Annotated in this window: 20 protein-coding genes; 10 read left to right on the forward strand and 10 right to left on the reverse strand. The window is 68.5% G+C overall.

Going from position 1 to position 20779, the window contains the following annotated elements:
* Positions 1-8 precede the first annotated feature (8 nt).
* The 6 genes from IM738_RS12355 to IM738_RS12380 all read left to right on the forward strand — a co-directional run bounded on the left by IM738_RS12355 (position 9) and on the right by IM738_RS12380 (position 6425).
* Positions 9-776, forward strand: a complete 768-nt coding sequence (locus IM738_RS12355; RefSeq protein ID WP_236966150.1) for an SDR family NAD(P)-dependent oxidoreductase — start codon at positions 9-11, stop codon at positions 774-776.
* Positions 763-1341 carry a histidine phosphatase family protein gene (locus tag IM738_RS12360; RefSeq protein ID WP_236966151.1) on the forward strand — a complete coding sequence of 193 codons (579 nt, stop codon included), beginning with the start codon at positions 763-765 and terminating at the stop codon, positions 1339-1341. The genes IM738_RS12355 and IM738_RS12360 overlap by 14 nt, the downstream gene beginning before the upstream one ends.
* A 127-nt stretch (positions 1342-1468) precedes the next feature.
* A complete protein-coding gene (bktB, locus tag IM738_RS12365) occupies positions 1469-2653 on the forward strand; it encodes a beta-ketothiolase BktB (RefSeq protein WP_236966152.1) in 1185 nt (394 codons plus the stop codon).
* Positions 2654-2849: 196 nt separating this feature from the next.
* Positions 2850-4235 carry an AAA family ATPase gene (locus IM738_RS12370; protein ID WP_236966153.1) on the forward strand — a complete coding sequence of 462 codons (1386 nt, stop codon included), beginning with the start codon at positions 2850-2852 and terminating at the stop codon, positions 4233-4235.
* Positions 4232-5788, forward strand: a complete 1557-nt coding sequence (locus IM738_RS12375) for a VWA domain-containing protein (protein WP_236966154.1) — start codon at positions 4232-4234, stop codon at positions 5786-5788. The genes IM738_RS12370 and IM738_RS12375 overlap by 4 nt, the downstream gene beginning before the upstream one ends.
* Positions 5789-6074: 286 nt before the next feature.
* Positions 6075-6425 carry a YkvA family protein gene (locus IM738_RS12380; protein WP_236966155.1) on the forward strand — a complete coding sequence of 117 codons (351 nt, stop codon included), beginning with the start codon at positions 6075-6077 and terminating at the stop codon, positions 6423-6425.
* A 175-nt stretch (positions 6426-6600) separates the two neighbouring features.
* Here IM738_RS12380 and IM738_RS12385 read toward each other — a convergent pair whose 3' ends face one another.
* The 8 genes from IM738_RS12385 to IM738_RS12420 form a co-directional block, all read right to left on the reverse strand.
* Positions 6601-7668, reverse strand: coding sequence for a calcium:proton antiporter (locus tag IM738_RS12385; protein WP_236966156.1), 1068 nt, complete (start codon positions 7666-7668; stop codon positions 6601-6603).
* A 187-nt stretch (positions 7669-7855) separates the two neighbouring features.
* Positions 7856-8341 (reverse strand): hypothetical protein, encoded by a 486-nt coding sequence (locus tag IM738_RS12390; protein ID WP_236966157.1) that lies wholly within the window; start codon positions 8339-8341, stop codon positions 7856-7858.
* Positions 8338-9840: a TRAP transporter large permease gene (locus IM738_RS12395; RefSeq protein WP_236966158.1), complete on the reverse strand. Its 1503-nt coding sequence runs from the start codon at positions 9838-9840 to the stop codon at positions 8338-8340. The genes IM738_RS12390 and IM738_RS12395 overlap by 4 nt, the downstream gene beginning before the upstream one ends.
* Entirely contained in the window at positions 9837-10376 is a 540-nt protein-coding gene (locus IM738_RS12400; RefSeq protein ID WP_236966159.1) for a TRAP transporter small permease subunit, read from the reverse strand. Before IM738_RS12400 ends, IM738_RS12395 begins: the two co-directional genes overlap by 4 nt.
* A gap of 123 nt (positions 10377-10499) precedes the next feature.
* On the reverse strand, positions 10500-11207 hold the full coding sequence (locus IM738_RS12405; RefSeq protein ID WP_236966160.1) for a response regulator: 708 nt from the start codon (positions 11205-11207) through the stop codon (positions 10500-10502).
* Entirely contained in the window at positions 11204-13099 is a 1896-nt protein-coding gene (locus IM738_RS12410; RefSeq protein ID WP_236966161.1) for an ATP-binding protein, read from the reverse strand. The genes IM738_RS12405 and IM738_RS12410 overlap by 4 nt, the downstream gene beginning before the upstream one ends.
* Positions 13096-13593, reverse strand: a complete 498-nt coding sequence (locus IM738_RS12415; RefSeq protein WP_236966162.1) for a PTS sugar transporter subunit IIA — start codon at positions 13591-13593, stop codon at positions 13096-13098. Before IM738_RS12415 ends, IM738_RS12410 begins: the two co-directional genes overlap by 4 nt.
* Before the next feature lie 117 nt (positions 13594-13710).
* Positions 13711-14454, reverse strand: coding sequence for a 2OG-Fe dioxygenase family protein (locus tag IM738_RS12420; RefSeq protein WP_236966163.1), 744 nt, complete (start codon positions 14452-14454; stop codon positions 13711-13713).
* A 122-nt stretch (positions 14455-14576) separates the two neighbouring features.
* Here IM738_RS12420 and IM738_RS12425 point away from each other — a divergent pair, with 122 nt between their 5' ends.
* Both IM738_RS12425 and IM738_RS12430 read left to right on the forward strand, forming a co-directional pair.
* Entirely contained in the window at positions 14577-15026 is a 450-nt protein-coding gene (locus tag IM738_RS12425; protein WP_236966164.1) for a bacteriohemerythrin, read from the forward strand.
* Positions 15027-15142: 116 nt separating this feature from the next.
* Complete coding sequence (locus IM738_RS12430) at positions 15143-15985, forward strand: DUF2189 domain-containing protein (RefSeq protein ID WP_236966165.1); 843 nt, start codon at positions 15143-15145, stop codon at positions 15983-15985.
* Here the strand turns inward: IM738_RS12430 and IM738_RS12435 are convergent, their stop codons facing one another.
* Complete coding sequence (locus IM738_RS12435; RefSeq protein WP_236966166.1) at positions 15986-16228, reverse strand: hypothetical protein; 243 nt, start codon at positions 16226-16228, stop codon at positions 15986-15988. It lies immediately after the preceding gene.
* A gap of 147 nt (positions 16229-16375) precedes the next feature.
* Positions 16376-18088, reverse strand: a complete 1713-nt coding sequence (locus tag IM738_RS12440) for a long-chain fatty acid--CoA ligase (RefSeq protein WP_236966167.1) — start codon at positions 18086-18088, stop codon at positions 16376-16378.
* Positions 18089-18395: 307 nt separating this feature from the next.
* On the opposite strand from IM738_RS12440, the gene IM738_RS12445 reads away from it, so the two are divergent.
* Together IM738_RS12445 and IM738_RS12450 are read left to right on the forward strand one after the other, a co-directional pair.
* Positions 18396-19424 carry an amino acid ABC transporter substrate-binding protein gene (locus tag IM738_RS12445; protein WP_236966168.1) on the forward strand — a complete coding sequence of 343 codons (1029 nt, stop codon included), beginning with the start codon at positions 18396-18398 and terminating at the stop codon, positions 19422-19424.
* Between the two features lie 107 nt (positions 19425-19531).
* Entirely contained in the window at positions 19532-20731 is a 1200-nt protein-coding gene (locus IM738_RS12450) for an amino acid ABC transporter permease (RefSeq protein ID WP_236966169.1), read from the forward strand.
* Positions 20732-20779: the final 48 nt, after the last annotated feature.

Consider the following 20779-nt stretch of genomic DNA (forward strand, 5'->3'; position numbering starts at 1 on the left):
CTGGCGCCATGCACGATCTGATCATCCTCACCGGCGCGTCGCGTGGCCTGGGTCTGGCCATGGCGCGTCAGCTGATCGCCCCCGGCCGCGCGCTGCTCTGCCTGTCGCGCCAGACCAGCCCCGAGCTGGCCGAGCTGGCCCGCGCCCAGGGCGCCACCGTGATGCAATGGCCGCTGGACCTGGTGGACGGCGCGGGCGCCGCCGCCCGGCTGGCGCCATGGCTGTCCCAGCTCGACGCACCCAGTCTGGCCAGCGCCACGCTGATCAACAACGCCGGCATGATCCCGCGCATCGGCCCGCTGCAAGACTGCCCACCCGAGGAGCTGACGGCCGCGCTGCGGGTCGGGCTGGAAGCACCCATGTTGCTGACCGGCGCGTTCCTGCGCGCCACCGGCGCCTGGGTGGACGCCGGCTGGCGTGGGCACCGCAAGGTGCTCAACATCTCGTCCGGCCTCGGGCGCCGCGCCATGGCGGCCCAGGCGCCTTACTGCGCCGCCAAGGCCGGCCTGGACCACTTCACCCGCTGCAGCGCGCTGGACGAAGCCCAGCGCCCGCACGGCGCCCGGCTGGTGTCGCTCGCGCCGGGCGTGATCGACACCGACATGCAGGTGCAGTTGCGCGCGGGTGATCCCGAGGCGTTCCCCGACCTGCAGCGCTTCGTGCAGCTGCAACGGCAAGGCCAGCTCAGCAGCCCCGACGACGCGGCGGCCCGCGTGCTCGCCTTTCTGAACCACCCCGACTTCGGCCAGGAGCCGGTGGCCGATGTGCGCGGCTGACCTGCGCCGACGCGGCCTGGTGGGCGCCGCCGCGCTCGGCGTGGCCACGCGCTGGGCCAGCGCCGCCGACGACAGCGATTTCTGGCGTCAGTGGCGCGCGGGCGGCTGCGTGGTGCTCATGCGGCACGCCACCACCGAGCCCGGCACCGGCGACCCACCCGAATTCCGCCTGGGTGACTGTCGCACGCAGCGCAACCTGAGCGACGAGGGCCGGGCGCAGGCGCGCCGGGTCGGGCAGGCCTTTGCGGCCCAGGGCGCGGGCGCTCCCACGGTGCGCTCCAGCGCCTGGTGCCGCTGCACCGAAACCGCCCAGCTGGCCTTTGGCGCGCACAGCGTGTGGCCAGCGATCAACTCCTTTTTCCAGGGCGACGCCGGTCCCGCGCAGACGCGCGAGGTGCTGCAGGCCCTGTCCGCCCACCGAGCGCCCGGCAACCTGGTGCTGGTCACGCACCAGGTCAACATCTCGGCACTGACCGGCGAATACCCGGCCATGGGCGAGCTGTTCCTGACCCGCCCGCCAGCCACCGACGGGCGGCTCAAGGTGCTCGCCCGCCAGCGCCCCTGACGCCTTGGCGCGGGCTGGCGTGGCCTGCACAAGGCCCGTGTAAGCCAGTCGCGCATACCATGGCGCGTTGATCGTTCGATCAGCGGTCCCTCCGACCTGCCACCCATTCCACACACAGGAGATGAACATGAGCCGAGAAGTTGTTGTTGTCAGCGCCGCCCGCACCGCCATTGGCACCTATGGCGGCAGCCTCAAGGACACGCCCCCCACCGAACTGGCCGCGCTGGTCGTCAAGGAAACGCTGGCGCGCGCCGGCGTGGACGGCAAGGACGTGGGCCATGTGGTGTTCGGTCACGTGGTCAACACCGAACCCAAGGACATGTACCTCTCCCGCGTGGCCGCGGTCAACGGCGGCTGCGCCGAAGGCACGCCCGCCTTCAACGTCAACCGCCTGTGCGGCTCCGGCCTGCAGGCCATCGTCTCGGCCAGCCAGTCCATCCTGCTGGGCGACTGCGACATCGCCATCGGCGGCGGTGCCGAAAACATGAGCCGCGGCCCCTACGCCAGCCTCACGGCCCGCTGGGGCGCCCGCATGGGCGACACCAAGATGGTCGACATGGTGGTCGGCGCGCTGCACGACCCCTTCCACACCATCCACATGGGCGTGACGGCCGAAAACGTGGCCGCCCAGTTCGGCATCACGCGCGAGATGCAGGATGCGCTGGCGGTCGAGAGCCACAACCGCGCTGAGCGCGCCACCGCCGAAGGCCGTTTCAAGGACCAGATCGTCCCGGTCATGCTCAAGAGCAAGAAGGGTGAGGTGGCCTACGCCACCGACGAGCACTTCCGCCCGGGCTGCAAGCCCGAGGACATGGCCAAGCTCAAGCCCGTGTTCGTGAAGGAAAACGGCACTGTGACCGCCGGCAATGCTTCGGGCATCAACGACGCGGCCGCGGCCGTGGTGCTGATGGAAGCGGGCACCGCCAAGGCGCGCGGCGCGAAGCCGCTGGCCCGCCTGGTGGCCTACGCGCACACCGGCCTGGACCCCAAGATCATGGGCATGGGCCCGGTGTCGGCCTCGCGCCTGGCGCTGCAGAAGGCTGGCCTCACGGTCAACGACATGGACGTGATCGAGGCCAACGAGGCCTTCGCCGCGCAGGCCTGCGCCGTGACGAAAGAACTTGGCCTGGACCCGGCCAAGGTCAACCCCAACGGCTCGGGCATTTCACTCGGCCACCCGATCGGCGCCACCGGCGCGCTGATCACCGTGAAGGCCCTGTACGAGCTGCAGCGCATCAACGGCCGCTACGCGCTGGTGACGATGTGCATCGGCGGCGGGCAGGGCATCGCGGCGGTATTCGAGCGGGTGTGAACACCCTCCCCCCGCGCCGCTTCGCGTCACCCCCCGGAGGGGGGCGATGCGAGTGGCCCGGCAAAGCCGGTTCCACCGCATCCTGGGTGGGGCACGCGCTCCGGTGATTGGCGTGGTTCTCCTTTGCTGGCCTTGACGGGAGCGCGGGTGCCGGAAACACTGGTGCCCTGAGTTTTTCCACTTTCTGTGGCATCCCATGACGCTTCAACTTCCCCCCGGCTCCCTCTGGGCGCCCATGCTGGCCGAGCTGGAGCGTGGCCTGCTGCAGCGCGACGTGGCGGCCCGGGCGCTGCTGCTGGCGGCGCTCGCGGGCGAACACGTGTTGCTGCTCGGCCCGCCGGGCACGGCCAAGAGCGAGCTGGCGCGACGGCTGCAGCGCCTGCTGCCCGGTGCGCACTATTTCGAACGCCTGCTCACCCGCTTCACCGTGCCCGAGGAGTTGTTCGGCCCGCTCTCGCTGCGCGCGCTGGAAAACGACCGCTACGAGCGTCTGACCGAGGGTTACCTGCCGAGCGCCGAAGTGGCGTTTCTCGACGAGGTGTTCAAGGCCAACTCGGCCATCCTCAACACCCTGCTCGGCCTGCTGCACGAGCGCCAGTTCGACAACGGCAGCCAGCGGGTGCCGGTGCCGCTGGTCTGCCTGATCGGGGCCAGCAACGAGCAGCCACAGGACGACAGCCTGCTCGCGTTTTATGACCGCTTCCTGCTGCGCGTGCCGGTGCAGCCGGTGGACGACGACCACTTCGCGGCGTTGCTGCAAGCCGAGGCTTTCGACGACCGCCCTGTGCACGCCGAAGCCCTGATCGACCTGGCACAGATCGAAGCGCTTCGCCAGCGTTCGGCGACGCTGCCGCTGGGCGATGGCGCCCTGGATCTGCTGCTGCAGGCGCGGCAACACGCCGCCGCGTCGGGCCAGACGGTCTCCGACCGCCGCTGGCGACAGCTCGTGGCGCTGCTGCAATGGCAGGCCGCCAGCTGCGATGCCCCGGCCGTCGGGGAATGGGACCTGTGGGTGCTGCCGTTTGTGCTGGCGGCCGACCCGGCCCATGTGCCCGGCTGGACACGGTTCTTTCTCGATGCCGTGGCGCACACCGCGCCGCTGCCCATCGACGGGCTGGAGCGCGCCGTGATGGCCTTCGAGCAGCAGCTCGACACCGAACGCCGCGCCCCGCCCGAAGCGCAGGACGACAGCGCGGGCAAGCTGGCGCTGGCGCGCGCCATCACCCGGCCCGGCGAAGAGAGCGAGATGGTGCGCATCACCAGCGAACGCGCCCAGCGCCGCTACAGCCCGGTGCACATCGAAGCGCGCGTCGCGCAGTGCGACGCGCTGCAGGAACGGCTGGTGGCACTGCACAACGAGCGGCTGAACGAGGCCCTCGCGGTCCTGGGCAAGGCCCGCGCGCACGTCTGGCTGCCGCCGTCCTGGCTGCTGCAGATCGAGGCGGTGCACGCCGAACGCTGCGGCCAGCTCGCCGTGCTTTGTGCGCAGCACCAGTCCACGCGCCACGGCTTTGCAGCACTGCCGGTGGACACGAACGCCACCCCGGTGGCGCCACCGCCGGTGCACTGGGAAGCCTCGTGAAAGCGTCGCCCGGCTCGGCCCCAACGGGCGGGTCGGTCGGCCATGCACGGCCATCGGGTGTTCGCACCGAAGGGCCACCGGGCAGCGCCCTGGCGGGAGTGCCCCCGGCCCCCGATGCGCCTTACCACCAGCTCGACGCGCTGCCTCGTGAACTCTGGCGCTGGGCGGTGGTGTGCAGCAGCGGCGAGGCGCCGCGCCGCCTGCCCGAACTGGTGTTGTGGCTCCGCGCGCTGCTGGACGGCGCGCTGCCCGATCCGGCGCACGATTTCGGGGACGCCGCCGCCACGCAGGCGCTGCGCCCGCTGCTTGCAGAGCTCGACCTGCTGACCCTCACCCGCCAGAGCCCGCCGCTCACCCAGCAGGTGATGCAAAGCCTGCTCTGGCACTTCGACAGCCTGATCGACCGCCCGGTGGACGAACCCCGGTCGCAGGCCATCGCGCGCATGAGCGCCGGCTTCCGCGCCACCTGGGACGTGCAACGCCAGGGCTGGGACGAGGTGCTGGCCTTGCTGCAATCGCTCGGCGACCTGGCGCACCTGCGCTGGGACGACCTGGCCGGCCAGCTGCACCGCCGCGAGTGGCAGGAAGCGCGCCGCATCGGCGAACTGCTGCAGCGCCTGCCCACGCTCGCCACCTTCATCGACAGCGTGGGCCGCCGCGAGACCGATCACCGGCAGCCGCCGGCCGTCAGCGCACGCCCCGAACCGGCACCACAAGCCCCCGCAGCGCGCCACCCCGCCGACGAAGAAGAGCGCCGGCCCGAGCCGACCGCCATCGATGGCGTGCGACGCTCGCGCCAGCTCGCGCGCATGACCGGCAGCGAGAGCCTGAACCTCACCCACCCCACCCTGCGCCGCCTGTGGCGCGCGCGGTTTGCCGAGGCCCAGCTGCTGAGCTACGACGACCGCGCCCGCGACACCTCGCCGCGCCCCCTGCCCCGGCCCGACCAGCAGCCCCGGCGCCAGGTGCCCACGCACGCCGGGCGCGGCCCGCTGATCATCTGCCTCGACACCTCGGGCTCCATGCGCGATGCGCCGGAGAACGTGGCCAAGGCCTGCGTGCTGCAGGCCCTTCGCAGCGCCCACGCCGGGCGCCGCCCCTGCCGCCTGCTGGCCTTTGGCGGCCCCAGCGAGCTGCTGGAGCGCGACCTCACGCTCGACGCCACCGGCCTGGAGCACCTGCTCGACCTGATGGGCCAGAGCTTCGACGGTGGCACCGACGTGCAGACGCCGATCGAACGGGCGATCGAACTGGTTCATACCGCCGGCTGGGAGGAAGCCGACCTGCTGGTGGTCAGCGACGGCGAGTTCGGCGTCACCCACGCCACGCTGCAGCGGCTGCGTGATGCCAAGCAGCGGCTGGCGCTGCGCGCCCACGGCATCCTGATCGGCGACCGGGAAACCATCGGCCTGCTGGAGGTCTGCGACCACCTGTACTGGGTGCGCGAATGGCGGCGCTACGGCAGCGGCGCCGCGACCGTGGGCGAGAACTTTTCGCCGGTGCACAGCCGCAGCCTGACCGCGATGTATTTCCCCAACGCGGTGAGGAGGTGAACACCCCCGCCGCGCTGCGCGCGACCCCCTCCAGGGGGCAACGCGGTGCGGCCCGGCGGAGCCGGGACCAAAGCGTTCTCGGTTCAGACATTGCACGCCGGAGGTGGATCTGTGAACACTGGCTGAACAACGGAATCGGACTTTTTGCACGGTGCGCGTCACCGTTGCTCCGCACCAGGGAACCCGCTCTTGCATGTGCGGTCTCAGCCCCCACACTGTGCTGTGACTGCCCGGCCTGGCCGGGTGGCAATTCGGTGTGTTGTGTGCGCTCTACAGGAGAAACGCCATGTGGAAACGACTGTCGGTGCTGTGGGCGGTGGTCAAGGGTGATGTGCGTCGCCTGTGGTTCGCACTGGGCCATCCGCAGGCGCCGGGCTGGCTCAAGGGCGGGGCGGCGGCCCTGGTGCTGTACCTGGTCTCGCCGGTTGACCTGGTCCCCGATGTGCTGCCGGTGATCGGCGTGTTGGACGACTTGATCATCGTGCCCATGGCGCTGCGCTGGCTGCTCGCGCGCCTGCCGGAACACATCCGCCTCTACGCGGACGAACGCGCCGCCGGGCGCACCGCCACGGCCCACGCCGACACCACGCCCGAAGGCTCGCGGGAGCGCATCCACCGGCGCGGGCACACCCGGTGACACCAGGCAGCGGGATGGTGCGTTTAGGCGAAGCCGTATCGGCTCTCTTTGGCGCCGGAGCACCACCCCTGCGCATGAGGCGATGCAGCCCAGGGCACCGCCGGGCTGGCTTCGCCAGACGGCCAGTGCCGCCCCCTTGAGGGGGTCGCGCGCAGCGCGGCGGGGGTGCCTCCCCTCAAGGCACCAGCGACAGGAACAGGAAGGCCGCGAACAGCACCAGGTGCACGGCCCCCTGCATCACATTGGTCCGGCCCGTGGCCAGCGTGATGGTGCTGACCAGGAAGGTGAGCATCAGCAGCACCAGGTCTTTCGGAGCGAGGCCCAGCACCAGTGGCAGGTTGAGCAGCACCGAAGCGAGCACGACGGCCGGGATGGTGAGGCCGATGCTGGCCAGGGCCGAGCCCAGGGCCAGGTTCATGCTGGTCTGCAAACGATCGGCGCGCGCCGCGCGCACCGCAGCCCAGGTCTCGGGCAGCAGCACCAAGAGCGCGATGGCGATGCCGATCACCGCCTTGGGCGCGCCCATGGCCGCCACGCCCGCTTCGATGCTGGGCGACAACTGCTTGGCCAGGCCCACCACCGACACCAGCGACACCAGCAGCAAGCCGAAGCTGGCCCAGGCCTGCGCAACCGTGGGCGGCGCGGCGTGCACGTCTTCGTTCGACGCGTTGGTGGGGGGCAGGAAGTAGTCGCGGTGCCGCACGGTCTGCACAAAGACGAACGCCCCCCACAGCACGAGCGAGGACACCGCCACGAAGGCCAGTTGCGACACGGTGTAGAGCCCCACGCCGGCGCTGGTGGTGAACGTGGGCAACACCAGCGACAGGCCCGCCAGCGCCACCAGGGCGGCCAGCGCTGAGTTGGCGCCGTCGAGCTGGAAAGTCTGTTCGTGGTGGTGCAAGCCGCCGACCAGCAAACACAAGCCCACCACGCCGGTGCTGATGATCATCACCGCCGAAAAAATCGTGTCGCGGGGCAAGGTGGCTTTGTCCTCACCCCCGGCGAGCATCATCGAGACGATCAGCGCGACCTCGATCACGGTGATGGCCACCGCCAACACCAGGGTGCCGAAGGGTTCACCCACCCGGTGGGCGACCACCTCGGCGTGGTGCACCGCCGCGATCACTGCGCCGATCAGGGCCAGCGCACACACCGCCAGAAGCGCGGTACCGGGCGTCCCCATGAGAGCGCCCCCCAGCAGGGCAGCGGCGGCGAACGGCACGAGCGTGGGCCATGAAAGCATCAAACATCCTCTCTCTGAAGTTGGGGGTGCCCGCACGGGTCGGTGGGCCTGCACAGTAACGCATTGTCCCGGTGCCCGAGGTGCCACCGCTGAAGCACTCGACGAAGGCCCTGGAAACCACTCTGTCGGCAGATCGGCACCGGCGCGCCATGCAGCGTTCAAGCACGCCACTTCGGCCGTCGTGGCCTCAGGCTGCGGTGCTGTCCAAGCGCGATTCGGCGCTGGTCGCGTCCGACGAAACGGTCCGGCCGTGCACCAGCACATCGATCACCGCCAGCACCGACGGGTCGGCCACGTGAAAGCTTTGCTGGCCGAACCCACGCGTCTGCACGACCAGGCGCGGCGCCACCAGCCCATCCAGCGGTTTGAACCGCAGCAGCTTCACCTGGGCAATGTCGCTGAGCTGCACGCTGCTGCGCCACAGCCATCCCTGAGTCAGGGCCTCGCCGCTGATGCCCGTGGTGCTGAACAGGATGTGCAGGTAGTGCCACACCACGACCAGCCCGGCCAGCCCCGCCAGCAGCTTCAGCTCGGGAGGCAACACCATGCCCGCCAGCGCGCCGCGCGCAACCCACAGGCTGGCCAGCAGGCCGGCCATGGCCAGTGTGGCCAGCGCCTGGACAGCGGGAGGAAACGAGCGGCCCCGCACCGGGGAGAACACCGGCGGGCTCACTGGCCGGGCTCCGGCGGTGCGGCCGCAGGCCCCATCTCTTTGAGCAGCTCTTCGGTGTCGGCTGCCTCCTCCGCGCCCATGGTGTCCTCCACCGCCGGCATCTCCACCTTGTCCAGATCGACCACCACCTTCTCATCGAGAAAGACGGTCACGGTCTGTGGCACGAAGATCACCACCACCACGAGCACAAGTTGCAGGAGCACGAAAGGGATCGCACCAAGGTAGATGTCGCGCGACTGGACCTTGCGCGGCAGGGCGCCGTTCTTGAACAGCGAATCGGAGATGCCGCGCAGGTAGAACAGCGCGAAACCGAAGGGCGGGTGCATGAAGCTGGTCTGCATGTTCACGCACAGCAGGACACCGAACCAGATCAGGTCGATGCCCATCTTGTCCGCCACGGGGCCGAGCATCGGCAGGATGATGAAGGCGATCTCGAAGAAGTCGAGGAAGAAGGCCAGAAAGAAGATGAAGATGTTGACAACGATGAGAAAGCCGGTCTGGCCGCCCGGCAGGTCGCCCAGCATGTGCTCGATCCAGACGCCACCGTCCACGCCCTGGAACACCAGGGAGAACACGCGCGAGCCGATCAGGATGAACACCACCATGGCGGTGACTCGCATGGTGCCGATCATGGCGTCGCGCACCAGGATCCAGCTCAGTCGGCGGTGCAGCGCGGCCAGCACAAACGCGCCGGCCGCGCCCATCGCGCCGGCTTCGGTGGGTGTGCAGATCGCGGTGGTGATGCCGGGAAGCCCGCCCATGCTGCCCAGCACCGCGAAGATCAGCAAGGCCGAAGGGATGATGCCGCGCAGGCACTGTTGCCACAGCGCCCAGCCACTGGCGGTGCGCGCTTCCGGCGGAACGCCGGGCAATGCGTGGGGTCGCAGGCGCGTGAGCACGAAGGTGTAGGCCAGGAAAAACAGCACCTGCAGCACCGACGGGCCCCACGCACCCTTGTACATGTCGCCCACCGAACGGCCGAGCTGGTCGGCCATGACCACCAGCACCAGCGAGGGCGGCACCAGCTGCGTGATGGTGCCCGAGGCCGCGAGCACGCCCGTGGCGTAGCGCATGTCGTAACCGTGGCGCATCATGATCGGCAGCGCGATCATGGCCATCGCGATCACCTGGCCTGCCACGGTGCCGGTGATGGCACCCAGGATGAAGCCGACCACGATGACCGAATAGCCCAGACCACCGCGCGCCGGACCAAACAGCTGGCTCATCGATTCCAGCAGGTCTTCGGCCAGGCCGCACTTCTCCAGGATCGCCCCCATCAGCGTGAAGAAGGGAATCGCCAGCAGCAGGTCGTTGGACAGGATGCCGAACAGGTTGAGCGGCAGGTTGCCCATGAACGAGGCCGGGAACCAGCCCATGTGGATGGCGTAGAAGCCGCAGGTCAGCCCCAGCACACCCAGCGAAAAGGCCACCGGAAAGCCGATGAGCATGACGAAGATCAGCCCCGCGAACATCAGCGGAGCGAAGGTTTCCATGCTCATTGCAGCGGCCTCTCGTAGTGGGTGTCCATGTCGTGCACGTGCATCAGCCAGCCCACGCGCTTGATGATCTCGGCCACGCCTTGCAAGGCCACCAGGCACATGCCCAGCGGGATGGTCAGCATCGCGGGCCAGCGGACCAGGCCGCCCGCGTTGCTCGACATCTCCTGGCTGGCGATCATCTTGAGCAGCACCGGCAGCGAGGAGTACGCGATGAACAGCGTCATGGGCAGCAGGAAGAAGCACAGGCCCATCAGGTCGATGAGCACCTTGATGCGCGTGGGGTACATGCCGTAGAAGATGTCCACGCGCACGTGCTCGTTGACGCGCAGCACCTGGGCCGCGCCGAACATGACGCAGACCGCAAAGAGGTACCACTGGATTTCCAGGAATCCGTTGGAGCTGTAGTCCAGCGTGTAGCGGACCACCGCGTTGGTGGTGCTGATCGCGCAAGCGGCCAGGATGGCCCACCACGCCACGGTCGCAAAACGGTCCGTGAACGCGTCGATCAGCCGGGCCAGTGCCAGCAGTCGTTTCATGCCAATGTCTCCTCGTGGTTCGGGTCGACCCGGGGTCTCCCGGGGTCGTTGCGCAGCGTACGGTCGGGGCTGTAAACGCCGCGTAAAAATGCGGTCGCTGCAACGGCCGGCGTCAGCCGCCCGTCAGACCCTGCCGCTGTCAGGGAGCAGGCGGTAACCCACGCCCGTCTCCGTCTGCAGGAAGCGCGGCTGGGTCGGGTCGACCTCGATCTTCTGGCGCAGCTGGCGCACGTAGATGCGCAGGTAGTGCCCCTGCTCGCCATGGCCCGGCCCCCACACCTCGCGCAGCAGCTGCCGGCCGCTGACCACCCGCCCGGCGTGCCGTGCCAGCACCTCCAGCAGCCGCCACTGGGTGGCGGTCAGCCTGATCGGCTCCCCGGCCCGCGCGACCGTGCGGGCCAGCAGGTCGATCGTCACGTCGCCCAGGGTCAATGTCGTGCCGAGGGTCGCCGGGGTGCCCGCATGCCGCAGCGCGACACGGATGCGCGCGTGCAGCTCGGCCACACCAAAGGGCTTGGTGACGAAGTCGTCTGCCCCGGCGTCCAGGGCATCGACCTTCTGCGACTCCTGGGTGCGGGCCGACAGCACCAGAATGGGCCGCTGCGTCCAGCCGCGGATGTCGCGGATGAGCGTCACACCGTCGCCGTCGGGCAGACCCAGGTCGATCAGGAACAGGTCCACCCGGCGGTTGCCCGCCAGCGTGGCGCCTTCGCGCGCCGAGGCCGCCTCGATCACACCGTAGCCCTCGGCCTGCAACGTGGTCCGCAGCAGGTCACGGATGGCCGGTTCGTCGTCCACGACCAGCACCTGCAGCAATGGCGGCTGGTTCATTCGGGCAGCTCCAGGGGCAGCGGTTCGGCCACCGGGCAGGGAAACCACATCTCGAACACGGCGCCACCGTCGCTGCGTGCGGTGATACCGCCGCCATGCAACCGCGCCACGACCTCGCAGATGGCCAGGCCCAGCCCGGTGCCCGCCGCTGCGCGGGTGGCGCCATCGCGGTAGAACTTGCGGAACACCTCGACCTCCTGGCCCGGTACCAACCCCGGGCCCTGGTCCCGCACGCTCAGCGCCCATGTGTCCGGCCCCACGGCGACCGCCAACGCGATGGCGCTGTCGGCCGGCGAATGCTGTGCGGCGTTGAGCAGCAGGTTGCTCATCGCCTGGGTGATCAGGCGTGCGTCGCACCACACCACGTCGTCCTCCCTCGCCTGCAGGTCCACCCGCCGCGTTCCCAGCGCGGCACGGGTCATGGCCAGCGCGTCGCGCACCAGCTCGCCGACCGGGCACCATTCGCATTCGAGCCGCACCGCACCGTCCTGCAGCCGGGCGAGGTCGAGCAGGTCGCTGGTGAGGGACTGCAGGCGTTGGGCCTGGTCGAGCATGTGGTGCAACAGCGCGTCGTGTTGATCGGCGGTGATCTGCCGGCCCTGCGTGAGCACCGTGGTGGCGGCCCCGATGATGGCGGTCAGTGGCGTGCGGAAGTCGTGCGAGATGCCCGCCAGCAGCGTGTTGCGCACGCGCTCGGCCTCGGCATCGATCGCCGCCTGACGGCTGCGCAGATCGGCGTTGCATCGGTCCAGCGCGAGTGCGGCCTGGTTGGACAGCGCCTGCAGCAGGTGCAGGTCTTCGGTGGTCTGCCGAGCCAATGGCAAATGCGCCACTTGCAACACGCCCAGGGGACCATCGGCGCCGTTGAGCCCGAAGCGGTACACGCCATCGGGCGAGGGGGCGACGGTGTGGACCGGCGCGTCGGGTGGCAGCGCCTCGCCCAGCTGGATCTGGCCTTGTGCGCCCACGCCGCGCTCGATCTCATCCAGCAGCGTGCGAACGATCTCCTCGGACGTGCGCGCGGACGACAGGCTCTGCGCGAGCAGACCGAGCGACTGTGCACGGTCGGCCAGGGCCAGCGCCCCCACCGCTGCCTCGCGAGCGCGCACCGCCAGGCGGCTGACCGCCAGGCCCACGCACAGGGTGATGGCGAAGGTAAAGAAGTAGTCCGGGTCGGTGGGCTTGAGTGACCAGCGTGGCATCACGAAGATCCAGTCGAAGATCAGGATCGCCCCGAGCACGGTGGCCACCGACGCGACCAGGTCGCGCTTGAGCGCCACGTACACCACGCCCACAAGGTAGATCAGGATCAGGTTGATGGGGTGCAACTGGCTCGATATCACCGCACTCAGCGCGGTGCATGTCAACAGCACCGCCAGCGGCAAACGCCAGTACCACCACGACCCTCGGGCCGAACGCAGCGCGTCCAGCCCCCCGTTCAAACCCGGCCTGCCGCTGGGCAGGCGCGACGGGCGCCGCGCCACCAGCACGTGCACCTGTGCATCGGGCACGCGGTTGCCCAACATCTCGGTGAAATCGCTCAACCGCTCACCGAAGCCCGGCCAGTAGACCGTGCCCGTGGCTTGATCGCCCATCAGGACATGCGACACTGCGCCGCGCTTGGCCTGCTGTGCAATCTGCTCCAGCAGGTCCCCGCTTGCGCTGATCTGGAGGCTGGAGTGCACGATCTGTGCACCTTCGGCGCTGGCGAGTTTCAGCGCCTGTTCAAGATCCTGTTTCACCGCCTGGCTGGCGCTGCGGGCCGACACCGTGTCCAGGTGCAGCACCCGCCAGGGATCCCCCGCCGCCTGTCTGAGCCTGCAGGCGTGCCGGACCAGCTGCAAGGCCTGGCCGTCGGCCATCACGCACACCAGCAACAGGGCCGCCTTCATGCGGCGCGCGCCAGGCGTTCCACCACCTCGGCGCAGCGGCCTCGGCGCAACAGATCGATCAACACCGGGTTCATGTCAGGGTCGCGGATGCAGTCAAGCAAGGCGTGGTCAGCCAATGAAGGTGGGTAGCGCACGAGCAGGGCCAGCACGTCTCGCACGGCTTCATGGTCGGGCGCGTCCATGGTAATCGCGGCCTGCAGCTGGATGTAGATCAACCGGGCGCGTGGCAACCGGCGCACGGCGGCATGCGGCACGGCCACACCACCACCCAGCGAGGTGCCACGGCGGACCTGGCGCAGGGCCAGCTGGCGCGCCACGGCACCGGTTCGGACGCGCCGGCCATCGCTCACGATGTTGTCCACGAACTTGAACAGCTCCGTGGTGTCGGACAGCGCGACGCCGACGCGCGCTTCCACATCAAGGCGAAGCTGGTTGAGATCGATCACGTTGCGGGAACCGGGGAGGTGAACGGCGCCACCCCAGGGTGGGTGCATCCGAAGGCCTCGATTGAAGCAACGACGGCGTAAAAACGGCGTAACAAAATGGCCCCGCACGCCAGGGGCCAAGACCTTGAACCCAGCACCGCGGTCGTTCAAGGCCAGCCGGAAGGATCAGCCGCCCTGGAAGCCGTCCCGGCGGTAGGTCAGCACCAGCGTGTCGCGCCAGCCCAGTTCGCCGGGCAAGACCGGCTGGATCGGCGTGCTCTCGTGGATCACGCGCTCATCGTCCAGCAGCAGCAGCGACCAGGGCTCGGTGAGCGTGAAGCGCTGGCCGCTGGGGCCGTGCGCGTCAAACACCCGGCTTTCGCCGCCCTTGATGCGATGGCGCCCGAGCATGAACACCGCCACCAGGTCCACCCCGTCGCGGTGCGCGCCCTCGGGGGTGGGCCGCCCGATGCCGTCGGTGGTGTCGATGCGGAACGGGTGCGCCTCCACGAACCAGGGCCGCTCTCCGCGCAGCGCCGACACCGCCTGCCCCACCGTGCCGAGCAGGCGCTGCCAGAGCGGCGTCGCGAGCACGGCCGGGTCCATGGGCTCGAACCAGCGCTGCATGCCGCCGTGCAGGGCGTTGTATTCCAGCGGCTGCCAGTGCGCGCGGTGCGGCACCTGCTGCACCACGCCGCCATCCACCACGAAGCAGCTGTGGCGACGGCGCCGGTAGCGGCCGCCGTCCATCAGGTAGGCGTCGCTCGGCAGGTCGTCCCAGCTGGCGTGCAAGGCCGCCAGCTGTTCGGCGTCGGTGTGCAGCCAGCGCTGCACATCGCTCGCGCTGACGAGGGCAAAACCCGCGTCACGGAGGGCTGGATCGAGCCCGTTCAGGGGCACATAAGGGGGTGGAAAGGCAAGTCGAGTCATGGCCGGGCAGTGTACCGGCGCCTCATTCGGTCGCCTCTCCATCGCCTTCGCAGTTTCTGCGCTGGATCAAAACGACCGCGTGCGCGCAATGTCAAGCTGCAGGCATTGCCAAGGAGACCGCTATGAACACCGTTGAATGGTCCGATGCCTTGCTGCTGGACTTTGAACCCATGGACGCGGTGCACCGCGAGTTCGTGGACCTGCTCGCGTTCGCCCAGAGCGCGCCCGACGCCGCTCTGGCGAAAGCCTGGGGCGCGGTGGTGGAGCACACGGTCCAGCACTTCGGCCGCGAGGACGCGTGGATGCGAAAGACCCGGTTCGCGTCCGCCGAGAACCACATCCTGCAGCACCGGGTGGTGCTCAACGTGTTGCGCGAAGGGCTGGTCATGGCCCAGGCAGGCCGGCTGGCGGAGGTGCGCGAAATGGCTGGGGAACTGGCGGTCTGGTTCGCCAAACACACCCAGTCGCTCGACGCGGCCCTGGCCCTGCACATGCGGCGTGAGCCCACCGGCACCGGCGATGCTGCCCCGAGGCGGGCGGCGGGCGGCCACACCGCCCAGGCCCTGCACTGAACACCTCGCCAGCCGCATCGCCCTGGCGCCGAGAAAAACCCCACCCCCTCATGGGGTAAACCATGGCGGCGTGATATTTGTCAATGGTTATATTGTTTCCCCAACCGGAGACACCCATGGCAGAAGCCCTACACGCCGCCGAAGCTGCCGACGAGCACGCACCGGCAGACAACGCCGAGCAGGCACCCGACGACGAGGCCACGCGCGGCCCGTCGGTGCTCTCGCTTCAGCTCGCCACCCTGCGACTGACCGACCCCCTGCAGTGGCTCCGGCTGGGCTGGGCCGATTTCAAGCGCTGCCCGCGCATCGGCCTGTTCTACGGCCTGTGTTTTTTCATCATGGGCCACGCGCTGCTGGCGCTGTTCCAGACGGCGCCCGAGTACCTGCTGGCGCTCAGCGCCGGCTTTCTCCTGATGGGTCCGTTCCTGTGCCTGGGCCTGTACGACGCCAGCAAGGCCATGCAGACGCACAGCCACCGCCCGTCCCTGCGCGCCTCGCTGCAAGCCTGGCGGCCGACGCGCGGCACCATGGCCATCTTTGCCGGCGTGTTGCTGATCCTTGAAATGCTCTGGGGCCGCGCGGCCCTGGTGGTGTTCGCGGTGAGCTTCAACACCATGCCCGACAAGGCCAACCTGCTGGCCATGCTGCTCGACCCGGAAAACATCGGCTTCGTGATCACCTACTGCGTGGTCGGCGGGGTCTTCGCCAGCCTGATCTTCGTCACCAGCGTGATCTCCATCCCGATGATCATGGACCGCCAGGTGGACGCCGTGTCGGCGGGGTTGACCAGCATCCGCGCCTGCCTGCAGAACCCGGGGGTCATGCTGTTCTGGGGCGCACTCATCACCGGCATCATCGTGATCGCCATGCTGCCCGCGTTCCTGGGGCTGCTGATCGCCGGCCCGGTGATCGGGCATGCCACCTGGCACGCCTACCGGCACATCGTGCCGGCCGCCTGATCAGGCCCCTTCGTCCTTCTCCAATGGAGCGGTCTCGCGCCAGAGGCGGGCCAGCAGCCACCAGCCCGCCAGGGTATTGAGCAGGGCGAACAGGGTCAGCAGCAGCCGCATCGCACCGGTGGGCTGCAGCACGTACAACGCCGAGGTCATCGCCGACGACATCAGGTTGAGCACGACCACCAGCCAGAACAGGGGCAGACGCGGTTGCCAGAGGCGGCGCAGCGATGCGAGGGGGGTGACCATGCGGTTTTGCGTTCAAGCGTGGAAAAATGCGGGGGGACAGCTTCCGGCGCAATATGCCTGAACCCAGGATGCGGTGGAACCGGCTCCGCCGGGCCACTCGCATCGCCCCCTTGGGGGTCGCGCGCAGCGCGGCGGGGGTGTCTCTATTCAGGGTTCTTTCTCTTGAAGCAACCGCCACATCACCTTGCCACTGCCGCTCTTGGGTAGCGCATCGACAAACTGCACCACGCGCGGCGCCTTGTAGACCGCCATGTTCTCGCGGCACCAGTGAATGATGTCCTGCTCGCTCGTCTGGCCACGCGCGGCATCGCGCAGCACCACGACGGCCTTCACGCTCTCGCCGCGGTAGCCGTCTTTGGTGCTGATCACGCAGGCCTCGGCGATCGCCGGGTGACGGAACATCAGCGCCTCGACCTCGGCCGGCCAGACCTTGAAACCGCTGGCGTTGATCATGCGTTTCAGGCGGTCGGTGATGAAGAAATAACCGTCCTCGTCCACCCGGCCCAGGTCGCCGGAGCGGAAGTAGCGCTGACCCTCGAACTGAATGAAGGCCGCCTCGGTGGCCTCGGGTCGCTTCCAGTAACCGCTGAAGACCGAAGGGCCGCGGATGATGATCTCGCCCGCCTCGCCCTGGGGCATTTCCTGCAGCGTCTCCGGGTCCACCACACGCGCCTCGACGCTCATGAACGGGATGCCCAGGCACTGCTGCTTGGGCGCGTCCGGCGGGTTGTTGTGCGAAGGCGCAGCGGTTTCGGTCAGACCGTAACCCTCGGCGTATCGCAAGCCGTACTGTTCGAACAGGCGCTGCGCGACCGCCTGCGGCATGGCCGCGCCACCACCCCCGATGAACTGCAGGCTGGAGAGGTCGTACTGGTCAAAGCGCGGGCTGGCCAGCAGGTCGATCACCATGGTGGGGATGTTGCTCCAGTTGGTCACCTTCCAGGCCGAGATCAGGCGCCCGGCCAGGTCGCGGTCCCAGCGCGGCATCAGCACCACCGTGGCGCCCACGTACAGGCCGGCGTGCATGCCCACCACCATGCCGGTGATGTGGAACATGGGCACCACCACCAGCGACACGTTCTCGGCCGTGCTGCCGGCCCAGAGGCAGCCCGCGACCGCGTTGTGCATGATGCTCGCGTGGGTGTGCATGCAGCCTTTGGGCAGTCCGGTGGTGCCGCTGGTGTAGGGCAGCACGCACAGGTCGGCGGGCTGGCGGTCGTGCGGCGGGGGCGCCACGGTGCAGGCCAGGGCCTCGGACCAGTCGGCCACCGTGCCGCCGGGCATGGCGGGCAAGGCATGGCGCGCGGCCAGCCAGTCGGTCCAGGCCGGTGGAATCTCGGCCTGCGGCCCGATGGCGTCGTGGTAGTGCGCCACCACCAGGTGCGTCAGGCGCTGCGCCTCGGGCAGCGCGGCGTTGGCCTGCAGCAGGTCGCCCGCGAGGTCGGCCGCGCTGATGGCGACCTTCACGTCCGGGTCGGTGATGTAGTGCTTGAGCTCTTCGGCCCGGTTCATCGGATTGACCGGCACCACGACCGCGTTGGCACGCAGGATCGCGTAATGCGCCACGATCCATTGCGGGCAGTTCTGCATGAACAGGATCACGCGGTCTCCCGAACGCACGCCCTGCGAATGCAGGTGCGCCGCCAGGCGTTCGGCCTGTTCGAGCAGTTCGCGGTAGCTGGTGCTCTGGTCAAAAAACACCAGCGCCGGTTTGTCCGGGTAACGCTGCGCGTTCACCACCAGGTTGTGCCAGAGCGAGGTGGCCGGCGGGGTGATGCGGTGCGGCAGGCGTTTGGGCCAGAAGCGGTGGTGCGGCCGGACGGCAGCGGACGGCACCGGCGGAGCGGAGGGGGATGGCATCGGCTTGTCTCCTGATGGGTTTCCGGCCACAGCATACGGTCGGGTGCTGCGAAAAGCACAGCAGGGTTGTCGCTCTTGGGACGGGTTGCCGGGCGGGGGCGCTGGCATGGAACCTGCTGATGGGATGGCCTCGGACCGGTGGTCGGTGGTGGAGCGATGCGGTCATACATTCTTCGCATAGTTTTCCCACGTAAACCCCGATGTCCCGGCCCGCAAGGCGGTAATACAGTCGCCCTGCGGGTGCAAACCGCCCCTTTCTGGTGCGGCGCAACCTGACGATCAACCTCTACAGAGAACCGGAGAAACCATGAAATTGAATGCACTGAAACTGGCCGTGCTGGGCCTGGGCGCAGCCTCGGCATTGGTGAGCTTGCCCGCCCACGCGGGCAAGACCGTGGACGCCATCAAGGCGCGTGGACAGCTGGTCTGTGGTGTGAACGTGGGTCTGGCGGGCTTCTCCGCCGCCGACAGCAACGGCGCCTGGACGGGTCTGGACGTGGACTACTGCAAGGCCGTCGCAGCCGCCCTGCTGGGCGATGCCACCAAAGTCAAGTGGGTGCCCCTGACGGCCCAGCAGCGCTTCACGGCCCTGCAATCCGGCGAGGTCGATGTGCTCTCGCGCAACACCACCAACACCCTGTCGCGCGACGCCTCGCTGGGGCTGCACTTCGTGGGCGTGAACTACTACGACGGCCAGGGCTTCCTGGTCAACAAGGGCAAGATCACCAGCGCCAAACAGCTCAAGGGCGCCACGGTGTGCGTGCAGTCCGGCACCACCACCGAGAAAAACCTGACCGACTTCTCCCGCGCCAACAAGCTCAACATCAAGGCCGTGGTGTTCGAGAAGCTGGAAGCCTCCACCGGCGCCTACTTCGCCGGCCGCTGCCAGGCCTACACCACCGACGCCTCGGGCCTGGCCTCGATCCGCGCCAAGGAAGCCAAGGTGCCGGCCGACCACGTGATCCTGCCCGACCTGATCTCCAAGGAACCCCTGGGCCCGATGGTGCGCCGCGGTGATGACGAGTTCTTCGCCATCAGCAAGTGGGTGCTCAACGGCCTGATCGAAGCCGAGGAATACGGCATCACCCAGGCCAACGTGGACCAGATGAAGACCAGCACCGACCCGCAGGTCGGCCGCATGCTGGGCTCGACCGAAGACCTCGGCAAGCACCTGGGCCTGGACAAGGAATGGCTGGCCCGCTCGATCAAGGCCGTGGGCAACTACGGTGAAATGTTCGAACGCAACGTCGGCCCCAAGACGGCCATCAACCTGCCGCGCGGCAAGAACAACCTCTGGAGCGCGGGCGGCTTCATGTACGCGGCACCGCTGCGCTGATCCGTTCCCACCGGCACTTGGCCGCCGCAGGCACAAGTGTTCTATGAACCTGGTTTCGTAGGGCACTTGTGCCGTTTTTTTAGCTTTTCACTCTGGAACTGCCTCCCATGTCCCATCAGCCCTTGATTGAAGCGCGGCCGCTGCCCGCCAAAAAACGGCGCTCGATGTCCTGGAACAGCCGCGAAGGCCGCAGCGTCATCTACCAGATCGTCGCCATCGCGTCGGTGGTGGCCCTAGGCTGGCTGCTGGTGCGCAACACGCTGCGCAACATGCGCGAACGCGGCATCCAGAGCGGCTACGACTTCATGGGTCAGCCGTTCGGTTTCGACATCAGCGAAACCGTGATCCCGTACGACGTGATGAGCACGTACTGGACGGCGTTCTCCATCGGCCTGCTCAACACGCTGAAGGTGGCTGTCATCGGCATCGTGCTGGCCACGATCCTGGGCACCCTGATCGGCATCGGCCGCTTCTCCACCAACTTTCTGGTGCGCAAGCTCTGTTACGGCTACGTCGAGTTCTTCCGCAACGTGCCCATCTACCTGCAGCTGCTGATCTGGTACATCGTGTTCACCGAAATCCTGCCCAGCTTCGAAGAGGCCTGGCAGGTGGGCCACGTCTACCTGAGCAAGAACGGCCTGGCCTTCCCCTGGCCGGTGTGGAAGCTGGGGCAGACGCTGGCGCTCATCGGCCTCGTGCTGGGCGTCATCGCGTCGGCCATGTACTCGCGCAAGGCGCAGCGGCACTTCGACCTGACCGGCCAGCAACAACCGGTGCTGTGGGTGTCCCTGGCGCTGATCGTCGGACTCGCGGTCGCGGGCTGGCTCGCGGGTGGTGCGCCCTCCGGCTGGGACCTGCCCGTGAAGGGCGATTTCCAGATCGAGAACGGTGCCGTGTTCAGCCCCGAGTTCACCGCGTTGCTGCTGGGCCTGGTGCTGTACACCGCGTCGTTCATCGCCGAAATCGTGCGCTCAGGCATCGCGTCGGTGTCGCTGGGCCAGCATGAAGCCGCGGCTTCACTGGGCCTGAACAAGGGCCATTCGATGCGGCTGGTGGTGCTGCCGCAGGCGCTGCGCGTGATCATCCCGCCGCTGACCAGCCAGTACCTGAACCTGACCAAAAACTCCTCGCTCGCGGTGGCCGTGGGTTACCCCGAACTGGTGTCGATCGCCAACACCACACTCAACCAGACCGGCCGCGCCATCGAGGCCCTGTCGATCGTGATGCTGGTGTACCTCGCGCTCTCGCTCATCACCTCGGCGCTGATGAACTGGTTCAACGCCAGTGCCGCCATCCAGGAACGCTGAGCATGAAACACCACCCCTGCAGCGCTTCGCGCTACCCCCTCAAGGGGG

The organism is Hydrogenophaga sp. SL48 (assembly GCF_021729865.1).
GTDB lineage: Bacteria > Pseudomonadota > Gammaproteobacteria > Burkholderiales > Burkholderiaceae_C > Hydrogenophaga.